Annotated in this window: 1 protein-coding gene (running past one end of the window); it reads left to right on the top strand. The window is 64.7% G+C overall.

Annotated features, from left to right (window positions below; all coding sequences use genetic code 11):
- A protein-coding gene (locus tag Q7F16_RS12210) for a non-ribosomal peptide synthetase (RefSeq protein ID WP_409556180.1) crosses the window boundary here: on the top strand, positions 1-12,047 show its 5' portion. The gene runs 505 nt beyond the window's last position; 12,047 of the gene's 12,552 nt are visible here — the first part of the coding sequence; it begins with the start codon at positions 1-3; its stop codon lies off the right edge, out of view.

Here is a 12,047-nt window from a genome sequence, read left to right on the forward strand (position 1 = left end):
ATGAATGCTGAAGACGCCTTGAAACTTGCTCGCCGGTTTATCGGGTTGCCCCTGGACAAGCGCCGGATGTTCCTGGCCGCGTTGGACAAGGAGGGCGTGGAGTTCAGCGGTTTTCCCATCCCCCGGGGCGTCGAGGCCGAGGATCGCCAGGCGTTGTCCTATGCCCAGCAGCGCATGTGGTTTCTCTGGCAATTGGAGCCCGACAGCGGTGCCTACAACCTGCCGGGAGCAGTGCGGCTCAAGGGCGCATTGAGCCTGCCGGCGCTGGAGCAAGCCTTCGCCAGCCTGGTGGCCCGTCACGAAACCCTGCGCACGGTATTCCAGCGTCAGGCCGACGATAGCCTCCTGCAAGTGCCGACCGACGCGCCGCTGGTGATCGAGCACATGGATTTCAGCGCCATGCCAGCAGCCGAGCGCGAGCAGGCAGTGCGTCGGGCCGCCGAGGAACAATCACTGCGGCCCTTCGACCTGTCCAGCGGCCCCTTGCTGCGGGTCGAACTGCTCAAGCTCGATGATCAGGAGCACGTGCTGCTGCTGACCTTGCACCACATCGTCTCCGACGGTTGGTCGATGAACGTGCTGATCGATGAATTCATCCGCTGCTATGACGCCCATGAAGCGGGCGCGGAACCTCAGTTGGCCGACTTGCCGATCCAGTACAGCGACTACGCCCTGTGGCAGCGGCGCTGGCTGGAAGCGGGGGAGCTGCAGCGTCAACTCGATTACTGGCAAGCGCAGCTGGGCGATGAGCATCCGGTGCTGGAGCTGCCCATCGACTATCCGCGCCCGGTGTTGCCGAGCTATCGCGGTCGTCGCCTGGAACACGTGGTGGACGCCGCGCTGGTCGAGCAACTGCGCGGCGTTGCCCGCCAGCATGGGGTCACGTTGTTCATGCTGCTGCTGGGGACTTTCAATATCCTGCTGCACCGCTATACCGGGCAAGACGACTTGCGGGTCGGCGTCCCGATCGCCAACCGCAACCGCCGGGAAATCGAAGGGCTGATCGGTTTCTTCGTCAACACCCAGGTATTGCGGGTGCAACTGGACGGCCAGACTCGCCTCGGCGACCTGTTGCGTGACATCAAGGAAACCGCCCTCGGCGCCCAGGCCCACCAGGATCTGCCCTTCGAACGGTTGGTCGAGGCGCTGAAGCTTGAGCGCAGCCTGAGCTACAACCCATTGTTCCAGGTGATGTATAACCACCAGCCGGAAGTGGCCGACGTCACCACGCTGAAAGTCGGCAGCGGTCTGGAGCTGGGCGTCATCGAGTGGGAAACCCGCAGCACCCAGTTCGACTTGAGCCTGGATACCTACGAAAAGGGCGGGCACTTGCATGCGGCGTTCACCTACGCCAGTGACTTGTTCAACCCCGACACCATCGAGCGCATGGCTCGGCACTGGACGCTGCTATTGCGCAACATCGTCAACGACCCGCAGCAGCGCGTCGGCGAGCTGGCGTTGTTGGCGCCGGCCGACTATCGGCAGGTGGTGACAGAGTGGGCGCGCCACGACACGAGCTGGCCGAGTGAGCGCCCGGTGCATGAACTGTTCGAGGCCCAAGCTGAACGTAGCCCGGATGCCATCGCCTTGATCTGCGATGGACAACGATTGAGCTATGGCCAGCTCAATGCCCGATCCAACCGCCTGGCGCGCACATTGGTGGCGGCGGGGGTCGGTCCTGACGTGCTGGTGGGCATCGCTGTCGACCGGAGCGTGGACCTGGTGGTGGCCATTCTTGCCGTGCTCAAGGCCAGCGGTGCCTACGTGCCGCTGGACCCCCAGTACCCGGTGGATCGCCTTCGATTCATGATCGAAGACAGCGCCAGCCGTTTGCTCCTGAGCCAAAGCCATTTGCTTGAACGACTGCCTGTGCCTGACGGCGTGCGTTGCCTGTGCCTGGATCAGGCCGAGTCCTGGGAAAGCGCCGAGCCAGGCAACCTGCAACGCAAGGTGTGGGCCGACAGCCTGGCCTACGTCATGTTCACCTCCGGCTCGACCGGGCGCCCGAAAGGCGTCGGTATCAGCCACGGCGCGCTGAGCAAGCATGCGTTTGCCTCGCAGCACTATTACGGCTTGAACAGCGCCGACTGCGTGCTGCAATTCGCGACGTTCAACTTCGATGCCTTTGGCGAGCAGTTGTTCGGCCCGTTGACCTGCGGCGCCTCGGTGGTGCTGCGCGGCAACGAGGTATGGGACAGCGAAACCCTGTACCGCCAGATCGTCGAGCAGGGCATCACGGTCATGGACTTGACCACTGCCTACTGGAACATGATTGCCAAGGAGTTCGCCGCTGTCGGGCCGCGTGACTATGCGGCGCTGCGCCAGGTGCACAGCGGCGGTGAAGCCATGCCGCCCGAAGGCGTGCAGGCCTGGCGCCGGGCCGGGCTGGAGCAGGTCAAGCTGCTCAACACCTACGGCCCGACCGAAGCCACGGTCACGGCCACCACCCTTGATTGCAGCGATTACGTCTTCAATCGCCGGCCGCTGCCGCTGACCTTGCCCATTGGTCAACCGCTTCCAGGCCGGCATACCTATCTGCTCGATGCACACCTGGCGCCCACGCCTGTGGGAGTGACCGGCGAGCTGCTGATTGGCGGCGAGCTGCTGGCGCGTGGTTACTTTCAGCGCCCGGCCTTGACCGCCGAACGTTTCATCCCCGATCCGTTTTCCACCAGCGGTGCGCGCCTGTATCGCACCGGCGACTTGGCGCGCTTCAATGCCTTGGGCGAAATCGAATACGTGGGCCGCGTTGACCATCAAGTGAAGATCCGCGGCTTGCGCATCGAGCTGGGCGAGGTCGAAGCACGCCTGTTGGAACTTGCGGCGGTCAGTGAAGCCGTCGTACTGGCGGTGCAGGGTGGCAGCAGCTTGCAACTGGTGGGTTATGTGGTGCCCAACGACACTTCGCTGGTGTCGGCCTCGGCTGATGAGCAGGGCGCTGCGCGGGAAACCCTCAAGGCGCAACTCAAGGAGCTTCTGCCGGATTACATGGTGCCGACCCAACTGGTGTTCCTTGCGCAATTGCCGCTGAGCCCCAACGGTAAGCTCGACCGCAAGGCCTTGCCGTCAGCGGATGCCAGCCAGTTGCAGCAGGCCTATATCGCCCCCCGCAGCGAACTGGAGCGAGGCATCGCGGCCATCTGGCAGGACGTGCTCAAGCTTGAACAGGTTGGCTTGACCGACAATTTTTTCGAGCTGGGTGGCGACTCGATCATCTCGATCCAGGTGGTCAGCCGCTCGCGGCAGGCCGGGATCCATTTCACCCCCCGTGACCTGTTCCAGCATCAAACCGTGCAAGGCCTGGCGAGCGTCGCGCAACAGGGCGGCAGCGGGCTGCAGATCGATCAGGGGCCGGTCAGCGGCGAACAGCCGTTGCTGCCCATCCAGCAGGTGTTTTTCGAGGAAGCCATTGCCCAGCGTCACCACTGGAACCAGGCCGTTTTGTTGCGCAGCCATCTACCGTTGCAGGCACCGGCGCTGTTGCAGGCCCTCAACGCAGTGTTGGCGCATCACGATGCCTTGCGTTCGCGCTTCGTCGAAACTCCGGCGGGCTGGCGGGCCGAGGTGGCGCCGATCGCGGTCGACCCTGAGTTGTTGTGGACAGCGGACAACCTGAGCGCCGCTGAGCTGCAAGACTTGTGCGCCAAGGCCCAGTGCAGCCTCGACCTGCACAATGGCCCGCTGCTGCGTGCGGTGCTGGCGAGCATGGCCGATGGCAGCCAGCGTCTGTTATTGGCCGTGCACCACCTGGCCGTGGACGGTGTGTCGTGGCGCATCCTGCTGGAAGATCTGCAACGGGCTTATCAACAGGCCAGCGTCGGCGCCGCCATCAAGCTGCCGGCCAAGACCAGCGCCTACAAGGCCTGGGGCGAACATCTGCAGGCCTACGCCAGCACTGAAAACGTTCAGGCCGAACTGACGTTCTGGCAGCAACAGCTACAAGGCGCGGGAGTGGATCTGCCGTGGGATAACCCCCAAGGCAGCCGGCAAAGCCGTTACGCCAAAGTGCTGCACAGCCGTCTCGACAAAATCCTCACTCAACAGCTGCTGCAACAGGCTCCCGCGGCGTATCGCACCCAGGTCAACGACCTGCTGCTGACCGCCCTGGCGCGGGTGATCTGTCGCTGGACCGGGCATGTCGACACCTTGATCCAGCTCGAAGGCCATGGCCGCGAAGAGTTGTTCAAAGGCGTCGACCTGACCCGTACGGTCGGCTGGTTCACCAGCCTGTTCCCCGTGCGGCTGACCCCGGCCGATGGCGTGGGCGCCGCGATCAAGCAGATCAAGGAGCAACTGCGGGCGATCCCGAACAAGGGCATCGGTTTCGGTGTGCTGCGCTACCTCGGCGACGATGCGGCGCAAGCCTGTCTCAAGGCCTTGCCATTGCCGTGCATCACCTTCAATTACCTCGGCCAGTTCGACGGCAGTTTCGATGCCCGGGAGGGGGCGCTGTTCAGCCCGGCGGGGGAAAGTGCCGGCTCCGAGCAGAGCCTTGATGCGCCATTGGATAACTGGCTCAGTGTCGAAGGCCAGGTCTACGACGGCGAGCTCGACTTGCGTTGGACGTTCAGCCTTGAGCAATTCAACGAGGCGACCATCGCCCGTCTGGCCGATGACTATGCCCGCGAACTGGAAGCACTGATCGGCCATTGCTGCTCGGCCGCCTCCATGGGCACCACGCCGTCGGACTTCCCGCTGGCGCGCATCACCCAGGCGCAGTTGGACGCGATCCCAGTGCCCGCTGCCGCCATCGAAGACATTTATCCACTGTCGCCGATGCAACAAGGCATGTTGTTTCATACCCTGTACGAGCAGGGCACCGGTGCCTACATCAACCAATTGTGCGTGGATGTCGATGGCCTGGACCCCGAGCGTTTCCGCGCGGCGTGGCAGGCGACCCTGGACGCCCATGAGATCCTGCGCAGCGGTTTCATCTGGCAGGGCGAGTTGCAGCAACAGTTGCAGGTCATCCACCGCCGTCTGGCGCTGCCCTACACCGTGCTCGATTGGCGCGAACGCGATGACGTCGCCCAGGCCCTCAAGGATTTCATTGCCGCTGACCTGGCCATGGGGTTCGACCTGACCCAGGCCGGGCTGCTGCGGGTCACGCTGATTCAACTGAGCGATGAGCGTCATCACCTGATCTTCACCAACCACCATATCCTGATGGATGGCTGGAGCAGCGCGCAGATGCTCGGCGAAGTCCTGCAACGCTATGCCGGTCAACAGCCGCCGCGCCCGGTCAGCCGCTATGCCGATTACATCCAGTGGTTGCAGCGCCAGGACGCCGCGCTCAGCGAAGCGTTCTGGCGGGGGCAACTGGCCGATCTCCAGGAGCCGACTGTACTGGCGAACGCCGCTGCGGCGAGTGGCGAGATGCGCAGCGAAAGCGGTCATGCGCTCAGGCATTTCCGTCTGGATGCGTCGGGCACTGATCGTCTCAACGCGTTCGCCCGCCAGCAGAAAGTCACCGTCAACACCCTGGTGCAAGCGGCGTGGCTGCTGCTGTTGCAGCGCTACACCGGTAGCGACTGCGTGGCGTTTGGCACCACCGTGGCCGGGCGGCCGGCAGAGCTGGTTGGCATCGAACAACAGGTCGGCCTGTTCATCAACACCTTGCCGGTGATCGCCGGCTCGCGTCCGGACCAGACCGTCGCTGCCTGGCTGGCCGCCGTACAGGCGCAGAACCTGAGCCTGCGCGAGTTCGAGCACACGCCGCTGGCGAGCATCCAGCGCTGGGCCGGGCAGGGCGGGGGAGCGCTGTTCGACAGCCTGCTGGTGTTCGAGAACTTCCCGATTTCCGCAGCGTTGCAACACGGCACCGCCCAAGGCGTGGTGTTCGGCGAAGTCGCCAACCAGGATCAGACCCACTACCCGCTGACCCTGGGCGTGACCTTGGGCGAGACGCTGGCGTTGCACATGAGTTTCGACCAGGCGCATTTCAGCACTGCAACCATTGAGCGCTTGAGTGGGCAACTGCTGCTCCTGCTGGAGCGGTTTGCCGAATCCGCCGAGCGTCGCCTCGGCGAGATCGCCCTGGCCAGTGAAGAGGAGCACAGGGCGCAACAGGCTGCCAACCACCCGCAGCCATACCCGACCGACATTGCCGTGCATCAGCGCATCGCCCATCTGGCGGCGCTGAAACCGCAGAGCACGGCGGTGATCTTCGACGGCCAGCGCTTCAGCTATGGCGAGATCGACCGGCGGGCCAACCAGTTGGCGCACGCCCTGATTGCCCGTGGCGTGGGCCCGGAAACCCGCATTGGCGTAGCCCTGCCGCGCAGCGAAGGGGTGATCGTCGCACTGCTGGCGGTGCTCAAGGCCGGCGCCGCCTATGTGCCGCTGGACACCAGTTACCCACGGGAGCGCCTGGCGTACCTGATCGAGGATTCCGGGCTGGCGCTGTTGCTCACCGACTCCCGGGTGTCGGCGCAGCTGCCGCTGGAGGGTGTCGACCAGGTGCTGGAACTCGATCGCCTGGACCTGAGCTCGCAACCGAGCAACGCCCCAGCCGTGCGTATCGATCCGCAGAACCTGGCCTACGTGATCTACACCTCCGGTTCCACTGGTAACCCGAAAGGCGTGAGCGTGGCCCACGGTCCGCTGGCGATGCACTGCCAGGCCATCGGTGAGCGCTATGAAATGCGCGACAGCGACTGCGAATTCCATTTCATGTCGTTCGCCTTCGACGGTGCCCATGAACGCTGGCTCACCAGCCTGACCCACGGCGCCTCGCTGCTGATTCGCGATGACAGCCTGTGGACCCCGGAACAGACCTACAACGCGATGCGCGAACACGGCGTGACAGTGGTGGCGTTCCCGCCGGTGTACCTGCAACAACTGGCCGAACACGCCGAGCGCGAGGGCAACCCGCCGAAGGTACGCATCTACTGCTTCGGCGGCGATGCGGTGCCCAATGCCAGCTTCGAACGGGTCAAGCGTGCCCTCGACCCGGACTACGTCATCAACGGCTACGGCCCGACCGAAACCGTGGTCACCCCGTTGATCTGGAAGGCTGGCCGCGACGTGGCGTGCGGCGCCGCCTATGCGCCCATCGGCAGCCGCATCGGCGACCGCAGTGCCTACGTGCTCGACGCCGACTTGAACCTGCTGCCCCAAGGCATGGCCGGTGAACTGTACCTGGGCGGCAGCGGCCTGGCGCGGGGGTACCTGAACCGTCCAGGCCTGACGGCCGAGCGGTTTGTTGCCGACCCGTTCAGCAGCGGCGGCTTGCTCTACCGCTCCGGCGACCTGGTGCGCCAACGCGCCGATGGCACTTTCGATTACCTGGACCGCATCGACAATCAAGTGAAGATCCGTGGCTTCCGCATCGAACTGGGCGAAGTCGAAGCCAGCCTGCAAGCCCTTGAAGGCGTGCGCGAAGCAGTTGTCGTAGCCCAGGAAGGTGCTGCTGGCAGCGGCAAGCGCCTGGTGGCCTACGTGGTGGCCAATGAAGCCGTGCAAAAGGATTTCGCCGAGCACTTGCGTGACCAGCTCAAGGCGACCCTGCCGGCACACATGGTCCCGGCTTATCTGCTGCTGCTCGATCGCCTGCCGTTGACCCCCAACGGCAAGCTCGACCGCAAGAACCTGCCCAAGCCCGACGTCAGTCAATTGCAGCAGACCTACGTGGCACCACGCAGTGCGCTGGAACAGCAACTGGTGTCGATCTGGCAGGACGTGCTCAAGCTCGAGCAAGTGGGCCTGCGGGACAACTTCTTCGAACTGGGCGGCGACTCCATCGTCTCGATCCAGGTGGTCAGTCGTGCTCGGTTGGTCGGTATGCACTTCACGCCGAAGGACCTGTTCCAGCACCAGACCATCGAGGCCCTGGCCGCCGTGGTACAGACAGGCGCGCCACTGCAAATGATCGACCAGCAACCCGCGACCGGCGAAACCGCACTGCTGCCGATTCATCAGTGGTTCTTCACCCAGCCGATCCCCGACCGCCATCACTGGAACCAGTCAGTGATGCTCAAGCCGACCCAGGCGCTGGATGCGCAGGCGCTGGAACAGGCCTTGGACGCACTGGTCGTGCACCACGACAGCTTGCGCCTGGACTTCATCGAGCAGGGCGAACGCTGGACCGCGCGTTACCGTGACGTCGACGCGCAGGCCGCCGACACGCTGCTCTGGCAAGCCGACGTCGCCGATCTCGGCGCACTGCAAGTGCTGGGCAACCAGGCCCAGCGCAGCCTGCAACTGGAGGGCGGGCCGCTGATCCGCGCGCTGCTGGCGAACCTCGCCGATGGCACGCAGCGGCTGCTGCTGATTGTCCACCACCTGGTGGTGGACGGTGTGTCCTGGCGGATTCTGTTCGAAGACCTGCAAAGCGCTTATCGCCAGGCCCTCGCCGGCGCGGCGCTGCAACTGCCGGCCAAGACCAGCGCGGTCAACGCCTGGACCGACGCGTTGCAGGACTATGCTGCCAGCGCACCCTTGCAGGCCGAACTGGGCTTTTGGCAGCAGCAGTTGCACGGCGCCCCGGCGGGCTTGCCGTGGGACAACCCCCAGGGCGGGCAGCAACAGGGCCAAGCCGTGACGATTCGCACGGCACTGGACAAAAACCTCACCCGGCAATTGCTGCAGCAAGCCCCGGCGGCCTATCGCACCCAGGTCAACGACCTGCTGCTGACGGCGCTGGCGCGGGTGATGGTGCGCTGGACCGGCACCGACAGTGTGTGGGTGCAACTCGAAGGCCACGGTCGTGAGGATCTGTTCGCCCATGTCGACCTGAGCCGTACCGTCGGCTGGTTCACCAGCCTGTTCCCGGCCCGATTGACGCCCGCTGCCGACCTCGGTGCTTCGCTGAAGCAGATCAAGGAACAACTGCGCGCCATCCCCAACAAGGGCATTGGCTTCGGGGCCTTGGCGCACCTGGGCGATGAGCATGCGCGTGAAACCCTGCAGGCCTTGGCGAAACCGCAACTGACCTTCAATTACCTTGGTCAGTTCGACGGCAGTTTCGATGCGGCCGCCGATGCCTTGTTCGTGCCGACCACAGAGCGCGGTGGCGAGGAAGTGAACCTGCAAGGTCCGCTGGGCAGCCCGCTGGCCCTTGACGGCCAAGTGTTCGGCGGCGAGCTGGACCTGAGCTGGACCTTCAGCGGTGACCTGTTCAATACCGCGACCATCCAGCGCCTGGCCGATGACTACGTGCAAGAGCTCACTGCGCTCATCGCCCATTGCTGCGACAGTCACAGCGGTGGCGTGACGCCGTCGGACTTCCCCCTGGCGCGGCTGACCCAGGTGCAACTGGACACCCTGGTCCAGGCACCTCAGGCCATCGACGACATCTACCCGTTGTCGCCGATGCAGCAGGGCATGCTGTTTCATACCTTGCTCGGGCAGGGCAGCGGCGACTACATCAACCAGATGCGCCTCGACGTCGAAGGCGTCGATCCGCAGCGTTTCCGCGCGGCCTGGCAAGCGGTGGTCGATGCCCATGACATCCTGCGCAGCGGCTTCTTCTGGCAGGGCGACCTGGAGCAGCCGGTACAGATCGTCCAGCGTCAGGTCGAGGTGCCGTTCCGGGTGCTCGACTGGAACGGGCGCTCTGATATTGATGGCGCCCTGCAAACCCTCGCCGATGAAGAACAGGACCAAGGCGTGGACCTGACCCAGGCCCCGCTGATGCGCCTGGTGCTGGTGCGCACGGCGACTGATCGGCATCACCTGATCTACACCAACCATCACATTCTGATGGATGGCTGGAGCAGCGCGCAGTTGCTCGGCGAAGTGTTGCAGCATTACCGCGGCGACAGCGTGGCCCGTCCGGCGGGTCGTTATCGCGATTACATCGCCTGGCTGCAACGCCAGGACGCGGCCATCAGCGAAGCGTTCTGGACCCCTGCGCTGCAACGCCTGGGGACTCCGACGCGCCTGGCCGACGTCATGGCCAAGCCAGCGCAGGCCCAGTCCGGTTATGGCGATCATGTACAGGTGGTGGACGAAGCGCTGACCCGACGCCTGGAAGCCTTCGCCCGCACCTCGAAAGTTACCGTCAACACGCTGGTGCAGGCCGCGTGGCTGCTGCTGTTGCAGCGTTACACCGGTAAAGACACCGTGGCCTTCGGCGCGACGGTGGCCGGTCGCCCGGCGGATCTGCCGGGTATCGAGCAGCAGATCGGCCTGTTCATCAACACCTTGCCGGTGATCGCCAGCCCACGGGCCGAGCAGTCCCTGGACAGCTGGTTGCAAGCGGTGCAGACGCAAAACCTGGCGCTGCGCGAGTTCGAGCACACCGCGTTGCTGGACATCCAGCGCTGGGCCGGGCAGGGCGGTGAAACACTGTTCGACAGCCTGTTGGTGTTCGAGAACTACCCGATTGCCCAGGCCCTGGAGCAGGGCGCCCCGGATGGTCTGCGCTTCGGCGCGGTGGCCACTCAGGAGCAGACCAACTACCCATTGACGCTGTTGGTGGGCCTTGATCGGCAGCTGTCGGTGCACATGAGCTACCAACGGGCCAGTTTTGCGCCCGCCACCGTGGCGCGACTGGCGGCGCATCTGACGCAACTGCTGGGCCAGATGACCGCCCATGGCGAGCGCTGCCTGGGTGAACTGTCGATGCTGGAGTTCGATGAGCATCAGCGCCTGACCCATGATTGGAACCCGGTCGACGCCCCGTTCGAGCAAGCGCGGTGCATTCACCAGATGATTGCTCGTCAGGTTGAGGCCACGCCAGATGCCCTGGCGGTGACCTTCGCCAACACGCGCCTGAGCTACAGCGAACTGGACGGCCGCGCCAATCGCCTGGCCCATAAACTCATCGAGTTGGGGGTGGGTCCGGAAGTGCGAGTGGGTGTGGCAATGCCACGTTCCGAGCACCTGCTGATCGCCTTGCTGGCGGTGCTCAAGGCCGGTGGCGCCTACGTGCCGCTGGACCCGGATTATCCGGCCGAACGCGTGGCCTACATGCTCGACGACAGCCGTGCGCGGGTGTTGCTGACCGAAGAGGCTGTGGCGGCGACGCTGAGCGTGCCGGCTGAAACCGTCGTGCTGATGCTGGATCGTATCGAACTGGGGCAGTACCCATTGAGCGCGCCGCAGACCCAAGTCACGCCGGACAACCTCGCCTACGTCATCTACACCTCCGGTTCCACCGGCAAGCCCAAGGGCGTGGCGATTGCCCATCGCAACGTGCTGGCGCTGATCGACTGGTCCAAGTCGGTCTACAGCCGCGACGACATCCAGGGGGTATTGGCCTCGACGTCGGTGTGTTTCGATCTGTCGGTGTGGGAGCTGTTCGTGACCCTGGCCAACGGCGGCTCGCTGATCATCGCCCGCAACGCCCTGGAATTGCCGCAACTGCCGGCCCGCGATCAGGTACGCCTGATCAACACCGTGCCCTCGGCCATCGCCGCGTTGCAGCGCAGCGATGAGATCCCGGCCAGTGTGCGCATCATCAACCTGGCCGGTGAGCCGCTGAAGCAAAGCCTGGTGGATGCGCTCTATCAGAATGCCCCCTGTGGGAGCGAGCTTGTGGCAGCAGAGGCTGTGGCAGCAGAGCCTGTGGAGTCAGTGCCTGTGGGAGCAAAGCTTGCTCCCACAGGCTCGCTCCCACAGGTGGGCGGTGGCGTCGAGCATGTCTACGATCTTTACGGCCCATCCGAGGACACCACCTATTCCACCTGGACCCGCCGCACCGCCGGCGGCACGGCGAACATCGGCCGCCCACTCAAGCACACCGCCAGCTACCTGCTCGATGCCGACCTGCAGCCGGTGCCCCAAGGTGTTTCGGCAGAGCTGTACCTGAGCGGCGCGGGCATCACCCGTGGCTACCTCGGCCGCGCCGCGATGACTGCCGAGAAGTACGTGCCCAACCCGTTTTCCACCACCGGCGAACGCCTGTACCGCACGGGCGACCTGAGCCGTTACCGCGTCGATGGCGTGCTCGAATATCAGGGGCGCATCGACCATCAAGTGAAGATCCGTGGCTTCCGTATCGAGCTGGGGGAAATCGAAGCGCGGCTGCTGCAACAACCCCAGGTGCGTGACGTGGCGGTCCTGGCCCAGGACGCCCCGGGCGGCCAGCAACTGGTGGCCTA

Origin of the sequence: Pseudomonas sp. Lb2C2, assembly GCF_052112205.1 — a bacterium.
Classification (GTDB): Bacteria; Pseudomonadota; Gammaproteobacteria; order Pseudomonadales; family Pseudomonadaceae; genus Aquipseudomonas; species Aquipseudomonas kilonensis.